Origin of the sequence: Streptomyces sp. NPDC088147 (genome assembly GCF_044741565.1) — a bacterium.
In the GTDB taxonomy this organism is placed as follows: Bacteria; Actinomycetota; Actinomycetes; order Streptomycetales; family Streptomycetaceae; genus Streptomyces.
In genome coordinates this window covers 1185708-1201784 of sequence record NZ_JBIUSY010000001.1, presented here as the reverse complement: position 1 = coordinate 1201784, position 16077 = coordinate 1185708, and the positions used below count along the sequence as shown (strand labels likewise).

14 protein-coding genes and 1 tRNA gene are annotated in these 16077 nt (G+C 69.0%); 7 read left to right on the top strand and 8 right to left on the bottom strand.

Going from position 1 to position 16077, the window contains the following annotated elements:
- The first annotated feature begins 291 nt into the window (after positions 1-291).
- From ACIOGX_RS04360 to ACIOGX_RS04340, 5 genes are all read left to right on the top strand, one after another.
- The gene (locus tag ACIOGX_RS04360) at positions 292-1119 is read left to right on the top strand and encodes an ABC transporter permease (protein WP_356511118.1); all 828 of its coding nucleotides are present in this window, start codon (positions 292-294) and stop codon (positions 1117-1119) included.
- Between the two features lie 37 nt (positions 1120-1156).
- The gene (locus tag ACIOGX_RS04355; protein ID WP_356510763.1) at positions 1157-2176 is read left to right on the top strand and encodes an ABC transporter substrate-binding protein; all 1020 of its coding nucleotides are present in this window, start codon (positions 1157-1159) and stop codon (positions 2174-2176) included.
- Positions 2177-2313: 137 nt separating this feature from the next.
- Complete coding sequence (locus ACIOGX_RS04350; protein WP_401910543.1) at positions 2314-3060, top strand: ABC transporter ATP-binding protein; 747 nt, start codon at positions 2314-2316, stop codon at positions 3058-3060.
- Positions 3061-3203: 143 nt separating this feature from the next.
- On the top strand, positions 3204-3743 hold the full coding sequence (locus tag ACIOGX_RS04345; RefSeq protein WP_240045988.1) for a helix-turn-helix domain-containing protein: 540 nt from the start codon (positions 3204-3206) through the stop codon (positions 3741-3743).
- On the top strand, positions 3740-4264 hold the full coding sequence (locus ACIOGX_RS04340; RefSeq protein ID WP_401910188.1) for a GNAT family N-acetyltransferase: 525 nt from the start codon (positions 3740-3742) through the stop codon (positions 4262-4264). Before ACIOGX_RS04345 ends, ACIOGX_RS04340 begins: the two co-directional genes overlap by 4 nt.
- Before the next feature lie 138 nt (positions 4265-4402).
- On the opposite strand, the gene ACIOGX_RS04335 is transcribed toward ACIOGX_RS04340, so the two are convergent.
- From ACIOGX_RS04335 to ACIOGX_RS04325, 3 genes are all read right to left on the bottom strand, one after another.
- Positions 4403-5281 (bottom strand): sugar phosphate isomerase/epimerase family protein, encoded by an 879-nt coding sequence (locus ACIOGX_RS04335; RefSeq protein WP_401910185.1) that lies wholly within the window; start codon positions 5279-5281, stop codon positions 4403-4405.
- Positions 5282-5298: 17 nt separating this feature from the next.
- On the bottom strand, positions 5299-8823 hold the full coding sequence (locus ACIOGX_RS04330) for a ThuA domain-containing protein (RefSeq protein WP_401910182.1): 3525 nt from the start codon (positions 8821-8823) through the stop codon (positions 5299-5301).
- 345 nt (positions 8824-9168) lie between these two features.
- Positions 9169-10026, bottom strand: a complete 858-nt coding sequence (locus tag ACIOGX_RS04325; RefSeq protein WP_401910179.1) for an aldo/keto reductase — start codon at positions 10024-10026, stop codon at positions 9169-9171.
- A gap of 290 nt (positions 10027-10316) precedes the next feature.
- On the opposite strand from ACIOGX_RS04325, the gene ACIOGX_RS04320 reads away from it, so the two are divergent.
- Positions 10317-11324: a LysR family transcriptional regulator gene (locus ACIOGX_RS04320; RefSeq protein WP_401910176.1), complete on the top strand. Its 1008-nt coding sequence runs from the start codon at positions 10317-10319 to the stop codon at positions 11322-11324.
- On the opposite strand, the gene ACIOGX_RS04315 is transcribed toward ACIOGX_RS04320, so the two are convergent.
- The 3 genes from ACIOGX_RS04315 to ACIOGX_RS04305 form a co-directional block, all read right to left on the bottom strand.
- On the bottom strand, positions 11296-11808 hold the full coding sequence (locus ACIOGX_RS04315; protein ID WP_401910173.1) for a DUF664 domain-containing protein: 513 nt from the start codon (positions 11806-11808) through the stop codon (positions 11296-11298). The two genes, ACIOGX_RS04320 and ACIOGX_RS04315, sit on opposite strands and share 29 nt — an antisense overlap.
- Before the next feature lie 265 nt (positions 11809-12073).
- On the bottom strand, positions 12074-12976 hold the full coding sequence (locus ACIOGX_RS04310) for a transketolase family protein (RefSeq protein WP_401910170.1): 903 nt from the start codon (positions 12974-12976) through the stop codon (positions 12074-12076).
- A 109-nt stretch (positions 12977-13085) separates the two neighbouring features.
- Entirely contained in the window at positions 13086-13787 is a 702-nt protein-coding gene (locus ACIOGX_RS04305) for a transketolase (protein WP_401910167.1), read from the bottom strand.
- A gap of 138 nt (positions 13788-13925) precedes the next feature.
- Between ACIOGX_RS04305 and ACIOGX_RS04300 the strand changes: the two genes are divergently transcribed.
- A tRNA-Pro gene (locus ACIOGX_RS04300) sits at positions 13926-13999 on the top strand.
- Between the two features lie 99 nt (positions 14000-14098).
- On the opposite strand, the gene ACIOGX_RS04295 is transcribed toward ACIOGX_RS04300, so the two are convergent.
- Positions 14099-14458: a tyrosine-type recombinase/integrase gene (locus tag ACIOGX_RS04295; RefSeq protein ID WP_401910164.1), complete on the bottom strand. Its 360-nt coding sequence runs from the start codon at positions 14456-14458 to the stop codon at positions 14099-14101.
- A gap of 73 nt (positions 14459-14531) precedes the next feature.
- On the bottom strand, positions 14532-15314 hold the full coding sequence (locus ACIOGX_RS04290; protein WP_401910161.1) for a hypothetical protein: 783 nt from the start codon (positions 15312-15314) through the stop codon (positions 14532-14534).
- Positions 15315-16077: the final 763 nt, after the last annotated feature.

The following is a 16077-nucleotide window of genomic DNA, read 5'->3' as shown; positions in this document are numbered from 1 at the left end:
GGTCTGTACTTCGGTCTGTGCTTCCCGTTCACTCAACTCGACCCCCGGGTCGCGGTGGCGGCGGGGCCCGGGGCGGACCCCGAAATTTCGGGACGACCTATTGACCGTACGGACGGGCAGTCATTAGCGTGGCGATCACCCTATCAGAAAGCGCTTTCTGAAAGCGCTTGTAGGCGAACAGCGCACTTATAACTGCCCGGTTTTCCCGAGGAGTTCACAGTGAGCCAGAGCGTCGCGCCGGCATCCGCACCGCAGCCGGAACCCGCACCCGCGCCCGTACCGGACAAGGGAGTGTCCGGGGTCGCCGAACGGAACGGTCCGGGGACGGGGGAGCGGCTCGCCCGTGCCGTCGAGGCCGGCTGGCGGCCCCTCGTCCTGCTGGCGGGCTGTTTCGCCCTCTGGTGGATCATCGCGGCGGCCGAACTGGTGGAGCCGTATCTCGTCCCGTCGCCCGGTGCGACCCTCGACGTGCTCACCGGCAAGGCCGACTACCTCTGGCAGCACACCTGGGTGACGACCTATGAGACGCTGCTCGGCTTCGTGATCGCCGTGGTGGTCGGGGTGCTCGCGGCGGTCGTCATGGTCTACTCCTCGACCGTCGAGAAGACGCTCTACCCCATTCTGCTCTTCGCCCAGGTCGTGCCCAAGATCGCCATCGCACCGCTGTTCGTGGTCTGGCTCGGCTTCGGCATCACACCGAAGATCCTGATCGCCGTCCTCATCGCCTTCTTCCCGGTGGTGATCTCCATGGTCACCGGCTTGAAGGCGGTCGATCCGGAGATGCTCCAGCTCTCCGCCACCATGGGCGCGAAGCCCTGGCAGACCTTCGCCAAGATCCGCTTCCCGGCCTCGCTGCCGCATCTCTTCTCCGGTCTCAAGGTCGCCGTGACCCTGGCGGTCACCGGAGCGGTCGTCGGTGAGTTCGTCGGCGCCAACGAGGGGCTCGGTTATGTGATCCTCCAGGCGAACGGCAACCTCGACACCCCGATGCTCTTCGCGGGACTGCTCGTCATGTCACTGATCGGCGTCGTCCTCTTCGTCCTGGTCGAGATCGCCGAGAAACTGCTGCTGCCCTGGCACGCCAGCCGCCGGGACACCAACGTCACCACCTCGTACTGACCGACTCGACTCGATCCCTTTCAGGGAAGGGCCAGCCATGCATGCGCGCAGACTCCTGATCGGCCTCGTACCGCTGCTCCTGGTCGCCACGGCCTGTGGTGAGGGCGGCTCGGGGACCACCACGAGCGACTCCGGCAAGAAGCTCGACAAGGTGACGCTCACCCTCAACTGGTATCCGTACGGCGAACACGCGCCGTTCTACTACGGCAAGCAGCAGAAGATCTTCGAGAAGCACGGCATCGATCTGACGATCCGGGCGGGCCAGGGCTCGCAGAAGACCGTGCAGGCGACGGCCGCGGGCCAGACCGACTTCGGCTGGGCCGACACACCGGCCGTCCTCAGCGGGGTGGACCAGGGCGTCAAGGTCAAGAGCCTCGGTGTCTTCCTCCAGACCACGCCCTCCTCGGTGCAGTTCTTCGCGAGCGAGAACGTCTCCCACCCCGCCGATCTCAAGGGCAAGACCATCGCGGGCACGGCCGGTGACGCGCTCACCAAGACGTTCCCGATCTTCCTGGCGAAGAACGATCTGAAGGAGTCGGACGTCCGGATCCAGAACACCGACCCGGCGGGCAAGATCGCCGCGGTGATCTCCGGCAAGACGGACGCGCTGCTCGGCTACGCCAGTGACCAGGGTCCGACCATGCAGGACAAGGCCAAGAAGGACGTGTCGTATCTGCGCTTCTCGGAGCACGGACTCAACTTCTACTCCAACGGCCTGATCGCGGGTCAGAAGATCCTCTCCGGCAAGGGCGAGCTGGCCGGGCGCATGGTGCGGGCCGTCAGCGAGGCATGGGCGGCGGCGGAGAAGGCACCGGAGGCGGCCGTCGCGGAGATGGACGGCGCCTCGGAGCAACTGCCGCCCACGAATGTCCTGCTGGAGCAGTTCAAGACGACCGTCACACTGCTCCACACCGACGCGACACGAGGCAAGGCCCCGGGCGTCAACACCGAGGGCGACTGGCAGCAGACCATCGACGTCTTCGCCGAAGCCGGTCTGGTGAAGAGCCCGAAGGCCGTCGCGGAGTACTGGGACAGCGGCACGGCGCTGAAGGGATGACGATGGCCAGGGATACGACACTCCGGAAGCCGGCCGCCACGAAGGGCGGCGCCCTCGCGGCAGGGAAGACCGCGGAAGGAAGGACCGTGGGAGACGGTACGGGGGAAGGGCGGACGGCGGCGGTCGGCCTTGAGGACGTGGCCGTCCGCTTCCGTACGAAGAAGCGTGATGTCACAGCCCTGCACGACGTCTCGCTGGATGTCGCGATGGGGGAGTTCGTCGCGATCGTCGGCCCCTCGGGGTGCGGCAAGTCGACGCTCCTCAAGCTGGTCGCGGGCCTCCTGAAGGCGTCCTCGGGCGCCGTACGGCTCAAGGGCGAGCGGGTCGACGGACCGCGGCACGACATCGGATACGTCTTCCAGCGGGCGGCGTTGCTGGAGTGGCGTACCGCCCGGCGCAACATCCTCCTCCAGGCGGAGATGCGCCGGATGCCCGCGGAACCGGCGCGCCGGCGCGTGGCCGAGCTGATCGAGATGACCGGTCTCAGCGGGTTCGAGGACGCGTATCCGCATGAGTTGTCCGGTGGGATGCAGCAACGGGTCGCCCTGTGCCGGGCGTTGCTGCACGAGCCGCCCGTCCTGCTGATGGACGAGCCGTTCGGTGCGCTCGACGCCCTCACCCGCGAACAGATGAACATGGAGCTGAACCGCATCTGGCGGGAGACCGGCACCACCGTGCTGCTGGTCACCCACTCGATCTCCGAGGCGGTCTATCTGGCCGACCGGGTGGTGGTGATGAGCCCGCGCCCCGGCACGATCACCGAGATCATCGACGTGGGTCTGGAGGCCGAGCGGGACTATACGGAGACGCTCGGACGGCCCGAGTTCCGGGAGGCGGCCGGGCATATCCGGGGACTGCTGGGGGCGGCCTCGGCGCAGGAATGACATCGAGGTGAGCGACGTCCCGCATATGGGATACCGTTCCATATGTGAGAGAGAGCGATCCCGGACACACCTCCGGACACACCACCGGCCGCGCATCCGGCCCCGCATCCGGACTCGGCCCCGGGCCCGACCCCGTCGACGCACTGCTCGCCGCTCGCCTCGCCGAACTGCGGGGCGAGCGCGGCTGGTCCCTGGAGGAACTGGCGGGACGCAGCGGGGTGAGCCGCTCGACGCTGTCGCGCGCGGAGCGGGGCGAGATCAGCCCCACGGCCTCGCTGCTCGGCAGGCTGTGCGCGGTGTACGGACGCACGATGTCGCAGCTGCTCAGCGAGGTGGAGGCGGAACCGGCCCAGCTGGTCCGCGCGGCCGACCAGACCGAATGGAGGGACACCGCCTCCGGCTTCGTCCGCCGCTCGGTCTCCCCGCCGCAGCCCGGCCTGCGCGCGGAAGTGGTCGAGGGCACCTTGTCCGCCGGTGCGGACATCGCGTACGAGCGGCCTCCGGTGCCGGGTCTGGAGCAGCACATCTGGGTGCTCGAAGGCTCGGTCGAGTTCACGATGGGGCGCGAGCGGCACACCCTGGACGCGGGCGACTGCCTGCGGACGCGCCTGTGGGGACCCACGCGGTTCCACTGCCCGGGGCCCGCGCCCGTACGGTACGCGGTCGTGGTGGTCCACTCATGACCCCCGAGGTGACGCGGCTCTCCGCCGATGAACTGCTCGGCGCGCTCGACGACCTCACGGAGCTGCTGACCGACACCGTGGCCGGGGGCGCCTCGATCGGTTTTCTCGGTCCTCTCGACCCGGCGGACGCGGCGGCCTGGTGGCGGGCGCGGATCCCCGCCGTCCGGGCGGGCCGGCTCTCCGTACAGGTCTCCAGGGACGGCGGGCGCATCACGGGGACGGTCGGCGTCGTGTTCGCGGACAAGCCCAACGCCCGCCACCGCGCCGAGATAGTGAAACTGATGGTCCATCGCGACGCCCGCGGCAAGGGTCTCGGCCGGACGCTGCTCAGTGCGGGGGAGCGGGCGGCGGCCGAGTGCGGAGTGACGCTGCTGCTGCTCGACACCGAGACCGGCAGCCCCGCCGACACGCTGTACCGCTCCGCGGGGTGGACCGAGATCGGGGTGGTCCCGGGGCACGCGGCGGACCCGGCGGGGACACTCCGCCCGACCACCTTCTTCTACAAGCGGCTGAAGGACTGAATGAGTTGGATGGCTCCCGACCGTCACTGACGGCCGGGAGCCGCGTGTCGTCCGGCCGGGAGCCCTACGGACGACGAACGCCGGTGCTCAGCACATACGGCGTTGTGCTCGGTACGCGCTCAGTACGTCGAAACGCGCTCAGTACCGCAGCGACGACAGATAGCGGTAGCTGTTCAGCGCGCTCGCGAACGGATCGGCCGGCGCGTCGTGCTCCACCAGCCACTGCCGTACGCCCCCGCTGCGCGCCGTGTCGAACATCGCCGGGAAGTCCAGCACACCCGAACCGACGTCCTCGAAGCCGCCGTCCTGCGCCATGTCCTTCACATGCAGCACGGGGAACCGGCAGCGGTCCGTCACGAACAGCCGGCGCGGGTCGTCCCCGCCCTTCGCCGCCCAGTACACATCCAGCTCGAAGCCCACCAGCTCCGGATCGGTCTCCTTGAGCAGGATGCCGTACAGACTCTCGCCGTCGACCACGTCGTGATCGCCGTCGTGATTGTGGAAGAGCACCTTGAGCCCGGACTCCCTGGCGACGCGCCCGGCTATGTTGAACTGCCGGGCCGCCTCCCGGTATCCGGCCGGTGAGTGCATCTCCGGGGGCAGGCTCGGTACGACCACCCATGAGCCGCCCAGCGTGCGGACGTCCTCGATCGCCTGCGGCAGGCCGCTGCCGGTGACCGTGGTGTAGGCGACGTGTTCCAGGACCGCCTTGAGCCGGGTCTCGTCCAGCATCCGCCGGATCTCGGCGGCGCTGTGGCCGTGTCTGCCGCTGACACCGACCGTCGCGTAACCGATCTCCGCCAGACGCTCCAGCGTCCCCCGGAAATCCGTCGCGAGCGGGGTGCGCATCGTGAAGAGGTGCATACCGATCCCGGACGGCGGGATGCGCCGCCGCCGCCGACCGGGGCCGGTGGTGGGACGGGTGGTGGCAGCCGCCGCGGGGGTGCTCATGCCCAGTGCCGCCAGACCGGCCGCCGCGCCCGCCGTGCCCAGGAACGCTCTTCGGGTGCTGTTCATCGTCACTGTCTCTCCTCTCAGCGTACGTGGACCGGGACCGAGCCGGTCGTCGTGTCGCCCTTGTCGTCGGTGACGGTCAGACGCGCCGTGTACGCGCCCGGCCGTGTGTAGGTGTGGGCCGCGCTCGGCCCCTCCGTACCCGTCACCTTGGTGTTGTCACCGAAGTCCCAGTGGTACGAGGCGATGGTGCGCCCGGCCACCGGTTTCACGGTGCTGGTGAGCTGTACGGCCAGTGGCGTGCTTCCCTCGGCGGGCGTCGCCTTGAGCGACACCTTCGTGGCGGGCTTCTTCTCCACTCCGGCGCCGTTGAAGTGCAGCCAGTCGACCGCGAACAGATCCGGCTTCTCCGCCGACCAGGCCGGGTTGGTGAACACCGCGTACAGCTTCACCGTGCCGCCGGGGCTCTTCAGCGAGACCGTGGGGGAGACCACATTGCTGAAGCCTCCCGTGTTGGGGATGGTCACCTTCCCCAGCAGGGGGCCGGTCGGTGAGCCGTTGCGGAACTCGATGTCGCCGCCGAGACCGCCCGACGAGGCGCCGACCGTCACGGACTTGATGCCCTTCAGGTTCACCGGGTCGAAGGAGATCCAGTCACCGTCCTCGATCTCGGTCACCCGCTTGCCGCCCGAGGAGTCGGCGCGGTCGGCGATCACCGTGCCGTCGTGCGTGCCCCCGGTCGCGGTACGGTGCTCCGCCTCCCGGAAGGTCGTACGCAGCGTCAGCGACGTCGAGCCCGTCAGCGCGGGCACGCCCTCGGCGCCCTTGTCCTCGTACTGCGCGGTGATGCCGTAGTAGAGGTTCTGCCCCGGGCCGTGGCTGTCCCCGGCATCGGTGACGATCTCCCCTGTACAGCCGGTGTAGTTGTCGAGCGGATGCAGATGGCTGTCATGGCCGAGCTGGGACTGTACGACCACGCGCGAGCAGTCGATGCGGCCGTCCGGTCCGGTCCTGCCGTCCTCGCGGTCCGTCACCTTCACGGTGAACGGGATGGTGTCGCCGAAGCTGAACATCCCGCCGTTCGGGGGCTGTTGGAGGGTGACCACCGGTCTTGTGTTGCCGACGGTGATCTCCTGGACGGAGAGCGCGGTGAGCCCGTCGGGCCCGGTGACGGTCAGCCGGGCCGTGAACCGGCCCTTGTCGCCGTAGACATGGGTCGGGTTCGGCTCGGTGGAGTCGGTGGTCCCGTCGCCGTCGAAGTCCCACGCGTAGGTCACCGGCTTGCCTCCGGGCAGCCCCGACCCCTCGCTGGAGAACTTCACCTTCAGCGGCGCCGGGCCGCTGTCCGGGGTCGTCGTGGCCTTGGCGTCGGGCAGCCGGCCGTCCGCGACATAGTCGATGCGGTAGATGCCGGAGCCCTCGTTGCTGCCGCCCCGGCCCGTACCGCTGCCGAGCCCGAAGTCGATGACGTACAGCGCTCCGTCGGGTCCGAAGTCGGCGTCGAAGGGCTGGTTCCACTTCAGATCGCCGAAGACACCGTTGATGGAGTGGAGATCGCCGGCCTTCGCCGGAGCGAAGCGCGGGTCGGTGAACGTCTGATCCTCTCGCTGGAACGAGAAGGCCTTGAACCAGGTCCTGGTCAGCTCATAGTTGAGCCATTTGCCCTCGAAGTACTCCGGGAACTTCGACGGATAGGTGTTCGCCGGGTCGTAGTCGTAGACGGGACCACTCATCGGTCCGCCGCCGCCCGTGCCGAGTTCGGGGAAGTCGGGCGAGGCGGAGTACGCGTACCAGACCGTCGCCGGCTTGGCCGCGGGCAGCTCTCGCAGACCGGTGTTGTTCGGCGAGTCGTTGACCAGCTCGGCGCAGTCGAATTTCGCGCCCGAGGTCCCGGTCGTGAAGTCGTAGTCATTGAACGGGGTGTTGTCGCCGGTGCAGTACGGCCAGCCGTAATTGCCCGCCTCGGTGATCCTGTTGTACTCGACCGTGCCCTCGGGCCCCCGGTCGGCCACGGGCTCCCGTGCGTCCGGCCCGTAGTCCCCCACCAGCAGGGCGCCGCTCTGCGGGTCGGTGGTGATACGGAACGGATTGCGCATGCCCATCGCGTAGACCTCGGGACGCGTCTTCTCCGTTCCCGGCGCGAAGAGGTTCCCGTCCGGGATGGAATAGGTGCCGTCGTCCTCCGGCGTGATCCGCAGAACCTTGCCGCGCAGATCGTTCGTGTTCCCGGCGGTGGTCTGGGCGTCCCAGGCGCGGCGTCCGGCGCGTTCGTCGATCGGGCTGAAGCCGTCGGAGGCGAACGGATCGGTGTTGTCGCCGGTCGCGACATACAGATCGCCGTTCTTGTCGAAGGCGATCGAACCGGCCATATGGGAGTTGGCCCGGCCCTCGCCGCGCAGTGTCGGAACGGTCAGCAGCCGCTTCTCGGAGGCCGGATCGACGGTGTTTCCCGTGACCGTGAAGCGCGACAGATTGAGCCGTTTCTCGACCTTGTCGGAGTGCAGCAGATAGAGCCAGTTGTTCGCCGCGAAATCCGGGTCGAGCGCCAGTCCGAGAAGCCCGTCGGACTGGCTCGTCATCTCCGGGGTGTACGCGAAGTCCATCGCGGTCGAGACCTTGAGCGTGGTCTGGTCGATCACCTTGAGCTTGCCGGTGCGCTGGATGAAGAAGACCCTGCGGTCCGGGGCGACGGCCAGCTCGAAGGGGTCGGCGAGATCGCTGGTGGCCAGCGCGGTGCGCTGGAAGGCGCCCGTCTTGGTGGCGGTGCAGTCGCCGGGCTTGTTGCCCGCGGCCCACTGGATCCCGCCCAGCAGGTGCTTACGGAAGGCGTCCTCCTGGAAGGCGGACGAGTCATGCCCGCCCGCGGTGAACCAGGAGCGTCCGCCGTCGTAGTTCTGGCACCACGACCACGGGTGGTCGACGCCCTCGTCCAGCCCGTCGACGCCGTCGTTCACCTTGATCTGGGCGAGCGTGTGCACCTTGCCGGTGGGGTTGGTGCGCCAGTTGTACCACTCCTCCGTACGCTCCCAGAGCTGGGGAAGGCCCTGGGTGGAGGGGTGGGTCTGGTCGAGTACCTTCACCCGGCCGGTCTGGACGGCGGGGTGCTTGTCGAAGATCGCGCCGACCAGCCCCTCGTACCAGCCCCAGTCACGCTCACTGGCGGACGCGGCATGCAGACCGACCCAGCCGCCGCCCGCCCGGACGAAGCCCTGGAGGGCGGAGCGCTGGTCGGCGTCGAGCAGATCGCCGCTCTCCGGGGTGGAGTTGGTGTTGTTGAAGACGATCGCCTGGAACCGGGCGAGATTGTCCGCGGTGAAGGCCGTGGCGTCGTCGGTGGCCTCCACCTCGAACCCGTTCTCGCTGCCGAGCTGCTCAACTGCCTTGATTCCGGCGGGTATCGAGTCGTGCGAGAAATTCGTGACCTTGGAGAAGACCAGGACGCGGAACGGAGCCGCGTCGGCGCGGGGCGGCGTGGCCAACCCGAGACCGAGGACGAGCGCCAGTAACGCGAAGATGACGAGGAAGGGAGAGGAAGACCGGAACGGGGACGGGGACGGCGCTCTGACGGACGACGTCCTTGCGGGCGTTCTCAAGGGTGTTCTCATGGGCGCTCCCGGTGCTGGTGAGCCGAGCTGCGGGTTAGAAAGCGCTTTCCGAAGTACGTCGCACAGCGTAGGTTCACCTGTTACAGGGGGTCAATGGGTCGGAAGGGCCCACTGTGATAAGGGAGTTGGCGCCGTTCCTCGCCATGTTCCGCCCGGACATACGGCTGACCCGCCCCGGGCCATGGTGCCGGGGCGGGTCAGTGGCGCGTGGGGCCGGACGCGCGTGGGGTCAGACGGGTGGCCGGTTGTGTGGCCAGTAGGGCCGGTCGCACGGCCAGTCGTGTGGCCAGTCGTGTGGTCCGTGTGGTCCGTGTGGCGCGGGTGCTTCCGTGAGCGCGGGCGCCGTCAGGCCGCGTCCAGCTCCGCCACCTCGGCGGAGGTCAGTACGAGATCGGCGGCGGCGACCGAGTCGAGGATGGTCTCCGGGCGGCTGGAGCCCGGGATCGGCAGCACGGTGGGCGACTTGGCCAGCATCCAGGCCAGGCACACCCGCTGCGGGCTCACGCCGTGGGCCTCCGCGATCCGGGCGAACGGCGCGTACGAGGAACCGAGTTCGCCCGCGCGCTTGATACCGCCGAACGGACTCCACGGCAGGAACGCGATGCCCAGCTCCGCGCAGAGTTCGAGCTCGGGCTCGCTGGACCGGAAGGCCGGCGAGAACTGGTTCTGCACGGAGGCCAGCCGGCCGCCGAGGATCTCGTGGGCCGAACGGATCTGATCCGGGTCCGCGTTGGAGATGCCGGCCTGGAGGATCTTGCCCTCGTCGAGCAGCTCGCGGAGCGCGCCGACGGACTCCTCGTAGGGAACCTCCGGGTCGGGACGGTGGAACTGGTAGAGCCCGATCGCCTCCACGCCGAGCCGCCCGAGCGACGCCTCGCAGGCGCGCCTGAGGTGCTCGGGGGAGCCGTCCAGCGTCCAGGAACCGTCCCCGGGACGCAGGTGACCGCCCTTGGTGGCCACCAGCACCTCGGAGCCCCGGCCGTGGGAATCCAGCGCCTTGGCGATCAGGGATTCGTTGTGGCCGACGTCGTTGGCGTTCTGGTGGTAGGCGTCCGCCGTGTCGATCAGAGTCACCCCGGCGTCCAGCGCCGCGTGGATGGTGGCGATGGACCGGGCCTCGTCGGGCCGTCCCTCGATCGACATCGGCATACCGCCCAGACCGATCGCGCTGACCTCGACGGTTCCGATGCGGCGAGTCTTCATGGTGTGGCGCACCTTCCTGCTGCGGTGTCCGCCGGATCCGGCGGACACCTTCCAGCTTCGTCGCCGGCCCGTGAGGCGTCCAATAGAAGAAAACGAACGCATTGAGCGATGGGGTTTCTCAATCGGGCCGTCCGGCGGATCGCCTCGATCAGGCCCGTACGTCTCCGTACATCTCTGCACGTCCCTGCACGGTCCTGCGCGCCCCTGCACGTCCTTGCTCGTCCCTGCCCGTCTCCGGCTCGTACGTCTCCGCTCGTACGTCTCCGCTCGTGCGTCTAGGCTCGTACGTCGTGGAACTCCGACACCTCGAATATTTCGTCGCCGTCGCGGAAGAACGCCACTTCACCAGGGCCGCCCAGCGTCTGATGGTCTCGCAGTCGGGACTCTCGGCATCCGTCCGTGCCCTGGAACGCGAGCTGGGCGCCCGCCTCTTCGTCCGCTCCACCCGGAGGGTCGAGCTGACCGGCGCCGGCCACGCCCTGCTCGTGGAGGCCTCGCGCGCGCTGGCGAGCGTACGGGCGGGCCGGGAGGCGGTCGCTGCGGTCCAGGGGCTGCTGCGCGGCACCCTGTCCGTCGGCACCGAGCAGTGCGTCGCGGGCGTGCACGTACCCGGTCTGCTCGCGCGGTTCCGGTCGGAGCACCCCGAGGTCGAGATACGGCTGCGGCAGGCCGGTTCCGCCTCGCTCGTGGACGATGTGGCGGACGGACGGCTCGACCTGGCCTTCGTCGCCGTGTCCGGGGCCGTGCCCGAAGGGGTACGACTGGTGCCGCTGGCCAGCGAGCCGATGGTGCTGCTCTGCCATCCGGATCATCCACTGGCCGGGGCGGAACTGGCCGAGTGGGCCGAGCTGGGCGGCGAGGTCTTCGTCGACTTCCACGAGGACTGGGGCGCCCGCGGCCTCACCGACGAGGCTTTCGCCGCCGCCCGCATCGAGCGGCGGGTCGCCCTGGAGGTCAATGATGTGCACAGTCTGATCGACCTGGTGGGGCACGGCCTCGGCATCGCGGTGGTGCCCCGCCCGATCGCCCGCAAGGAGCAGGCCGCGGCGCTGAGGACCATACCGCTGGCCGGTGCGGAGGACCATCTCTGGGAGGTCTCGGCGGCCGTTCCGGAGGATCAGCGCACCGGCCCGGCCGCGCGGGAACTGCTGTCGTATCTGACGCCCGCCGGAGCACGGACCCCCGCACCGGACGTTCCCCGGAGGCCGTCGCCCCGAGCCGTCGCCGACAGGACGCGGGACCGTCCCGGGTTCGGGGCCGCTCCAGGATTCAGGGCCGCTCCAGCCACCCCCGGATGAACGCGGCCTGCCCGGCGTGCTGGAGATCGTCGGAGATCACGCTGACCAGCCGTACGCCGAGAGTGACGGCCGGGGTCCACGCGTCGTCGACGACCCGGCCGAGGTCCGTGTCCTTGAGCGTGCCGAGGTACTTCACCGTCCGTTCGTGAACGGCTTCGTGGTACTCGATGAGCAGTTCCCCGGAGATTCCGTCGAGCGAGGACACGTCCTTGGCGGAGTGGCCGTATCCGGTGGAGCGGCGCGAGAACGGCAGCTCGAACCTCTCCGACCACTCCTGCGCGATCCACACCTGTTCCGTACCGGCCGCGTCGGCGATGTGATCGTCCTGGATCCGGGTGAGATGCCAGATCAGCCAGGCGATCGAATTCGCCCCGTCGTCCAGCCGTACGGCCAGCTCATCGGGGGAGAGGCCGTCCACCGCCTCGTGGACGGTCTCGCGGATACGGCCGAAGGCGTCGATGAGCAGATCACCGCTCGCGGTCATGGCAGGCTCCACTTCTGTCCGTCATCACTTCTGTACGTCTGCCCGTCTTCCGTGGTGCCGTGCCTTCGATGCCGGCCGTTCCCGGATCGGCGGCCACGGTCCTCTCCAAGGTTGCCTCGTGCGGCCCGGCGATGCGCTCCGGGGACCGATCCGGACGAGACCGGTTCTCCGTACGTCTCTCGCACGCTTCTTGCCCGCCTGGCGCCCGCCTCGTGCCCGCCTCACGAAGCGCCGCGAACTCACCAGGGACGGTGTCAGGGGCGTGTCAGGGGCGCGTCAGGAACCCCGAGATCCGCTCCCGCAGCGACCGCGCGTCGAGGCCCTGCCCGGCCAGATGCTCCTCCAGCTGCCCGTAACGGCGCAGCTCGTGGCGGGCCACCCCGAGCCCCAGCACCCGGTGCGGGGTCTCGGCCAGCGCGTCGTTGGCCGCGGCGGTGGAGGTGCCGGCGAGATACGGCTCGACGAGCACGACGTCCGCCACGTCACCGCCCGCGACGGCCCGGCGCAGCCCCGCGCCGTCGAAGGGCCGCACGGTCGTCGCGTACAGCACCGTCGTATCCAGGCCCTCCGTCGCCGCCAGCACGTTGTCCAGCATCGGCCCGACGGCGACCACGACCCCGGCGCGCCCCTCGCGTACGGTGCTGAACCCGGCGCCCGCCACCGGCCGTGCCCGCTCGTTGCTCTGCATGGACAGCCGTACGTAATCCCGTCCGTCCCCGGCGGCGGCGCGCCGCAGCAGCGCCTCGGCCTCGTCGGGATGGCCCGGCACATGCACCGCCCAGCCGTCGAGCGTGTCCATCAGCGCCACATCACCGGGCGCCATATGGGTGAAGCCGCCCGCGGGCCAGTCGTACGAGGCCCCCGCGCTGACGAGCACGCCGCCCACGCCCTGATGGCCGAAATCCAGCTTGACCTGCTCGAAGGGCCGCTCGACCAGGAAGCTGGCGAAGGTGTGCACGATCGGCCGCAGCCCGGTGAGGGCGAGCCCGCCGCCCACCCCGACCAGCAGCTGTTCACGGATCCCGACATTGATCACGCGGTCCGGATGACGTCTCTCCGCGGCGTCGAAGCCGTCCCGGCTGATCTCGGCGAGGACGACGGCGAGCCGTGGGTCGTCGTCCAGCAGCTGGGAGGTGGTGGAGATGAAGCGGTCGCGCATGGTGTCCATGGAAATACCCCTCGGTACTGTGGCGGGCGCTCTGCCCGCGTGCTCTGCCCGGGTGTGTTGCCGGGTGCTCCGGCGGGTGCTCCGGCCGGTGGAAGGCGTGGCGCGATGGTCAGGACTTGGGCTCGACACGGGCCACGACCGCCCGGGGCCGGCCCGCGTGCGGCGTGGTGAAGGCCGCGTACAGCGCCTCGTGGTCCCTGCCGTCGACGGTCTCGGCCGACCAGCCGGCCGCCTCGAACCGCGACGCGATGCCGCCGGGCCAGCCGTAGGTCGCGGACGCGTTGTCGATCACCAGCGTGTGGAGCTGATCGAGCCCCGCCGGCCCCGCGTAGGCGAGCGCCTCGTGGTTGCTGCCCTCGTCCAGCTCGGCATCGCCGATCAGCACCCACACCCGCGGATCGGTGAGCCCCTGCGCACGGAGCCCGAGCACACTGCCCACGGCGAGCGGCAGTCCGTGCCCGAGCGAGCCGCTGCCGATCTCCACGCCCGGGATCAGGGTCCGGTCGGGGTGATGCCCGAGCGGCGAGTCGTACGAGCCGAAGCCGGGCAGCGTCTCTTCGGCGAGGAACCCCTTCGCGGCGAGAACCGCGTAGTACGCCATCGGCCCGTGCCCCTTCGAGAGCAGGAACCGGTCCCGCCCCGGCGCGTCGACGGTCCCGGGCGACACGCGCAGGACCCGGTCGTACAGCACCCACAGAGCGTCCAGCGTGGAGGTCGCCGCCGGTCCGTGCTTCTCGTCGCCCGTCATGAGGGCCAGCAGCCGGTTCAGATCCTGATATCCCGCTACGGAGGTCATCTCTGTCGTCGTCATAGGACCCAGGCTGCAACTTCAACCACGCTTGAGGTCAAGCGCCCGATCCGCCCGGAAAGGGATTCGTGACCACCGGTCCGAGTGCGGTATTGTTCTCATGCGCGTTCGGGCCGGGGAAACCCCAGGTCAGACGGGCATCGGGACGTGGCGCAGCTTGGTAGCGCACTTGACTGGGGGTCAAGGGGTCGCAGGTTCAAATCCTGTCGTCCCGACTGGAGACAGTCGCAGGTCAGGGCCGATTTCGGAGGTGTCCGAAATCGGCCCTTGATCATTCCTGGGGACCAGGTGGGGACCGGGGCCCCTGACCGCGGTCAGCGGGTCACGACGATCGGGCTCGGCAGCGAGCGCGGTGCGCGCAGCACGCTGAGGTGCGCGGAGAGCGCCGCTCCGGCGGCCGTGATCTTGTGTACGTCCGGGTGCAGGTAGCGCTGGGTGGTGGTCAGGGAGCCGTGGCCGGCGATCCGGCGGAGGACGTGGACCTGCACGCCTGCGTCGGCGAACCAGGTCAGTCCGGTGTGCCGGAGGTCGTGGCGGCGCAGGTGCTCGTAGCCGAGCTTGGTGACCACGTCGTCCCAGTGTGTCGCGTCGCGCAGGACGGCGGTGGAGATGCGTCCGCCGCGCGGGCCGGTGAACAGGCGGGCATCGGGATTCGGGCCGGCGGACGGACACACTGAGCGACGAGGGGACGGATCTCCTCGACGATGGGAACCCTGCGAGCCCGCTTGCCCTTGGTGCCCTTGTCGGTCAGCCCGCCGGGCGCGGGTGTGGTCTGGCGCCGTACGGTCCAGATCCAGTGGTTGGTGTCGATGTCCCCAACGCGGCAGCCTGAAACCTCGCCGATCCGTGCGGCAGTGCACGCGGCGAAGATGACCACGTCTCCCCAGCCGCGGTACTGGTCGGGGAGGCGGCAACGAGCGCGTCGGCCAGCGCGACGAGGGTCTCCCAGTCTGGCAGGGCCAGCGCCCGTGGGTCGTGGAGTTCGTCCTCGGCCTGCTTGTAGAGCTTCTGCCAGCCGGTCACCCGGGCGGGGTTGACCTTGATGATGCCGTCGCGGACTGCCTGCTCCATGACGCGGACCAGGACGGCGATCGTGTTCTTCACCGTGGAGCGGCTGTGCTCGTCCGCGATCCAGTTCTGCACGGTGCGGTCGACGACACCATTGGTGATCATCCGCACCGCGAGGTGGCCCAGGGCGGGGACAACGCGCATCCGCCACCCTGACAGGTAGGGGTCCAGTGTTTTCAACTCCAGGCCACGCAGGGCGAGGTCCATGTTCGCTTCGCCGTATTCGGCGAGCTTCATGGTGGCCAGCGACGGGCTCAGGCCAGCCTCTGCGGCCTCGATGATGGCCTGGAGCCATTCCTGGGCCTCTTCTTCGCTGTCCTTTCCCTCGGACAGTGACTGGCGGCGCTTGCTGGTCGGATCGGTCCACCGGACACGCGCCCGATACGGAGTGGGGCGGTCAGGACGGTACTCGATGTCGGTCGAGAGCCGGACACCGACAGGAACGTTGGTCTTATCGGCCATTGAGTCCCTTGGTCGGGACGGTACGTCGGTGGCGCAGCCATTCCTCGACGTCAAGAACGCTGTACATGACGACGCGTTCCGAGACCGTGACGAACGGTGGCCCCTGGGGTGGCTGGGTGGTGCGCCAGCGGCGCAGGGTAGAGGCGTCGACTCTCAGGCAGGCAGCGAGGTCACTGGTTGAATACCAGGCGCTGGTGAGGAGGGGCGCTCGGCTATCAGGTGATGCGGCATGATGGTGAGCAACTGCAGGGTCCGCTGTGGACTCCTTCTCGCGATGCGGTTCGGCGTTGGCAATGGTTGCTATCGGTTCATTGAGCAAGTGCGGCTATTCTCCGGGGAGTACGGAACACTAGACGGATCTGCGGAAGAGTCCAGAGACGGACAGCGCAGTTCGCGAACGGAGAACGCGCGGCGGACTTCCAGCAGGCAGCGGCGACGTGCCTTCGCCATCGCTTCGATCTGTGGTTGTGCTCGGGTATGGACGTTGGTGCATTTATCGTCTCCGGAAACGCCGGTTTGGCTAACCGGCGTTTCCGGGCTATGTTGCCGCCGCGTCGGATGGCAGTAGACGGGACTTCCGTCACACCAAAAAGCCGAGGTCACGACTTATTGCGGGCTTGACGAGTGCTGCCACCCATTTTGCGGGCCTCTCCATGATCTCCGGATGACGCTGGCTCACGGCAGGGACACCGCCACGGACGACGAGGAGGGCGGCACCGCTATCGGAAACGCCCGCCAGCCGTAGGGGGCTCCCCGCATCCCC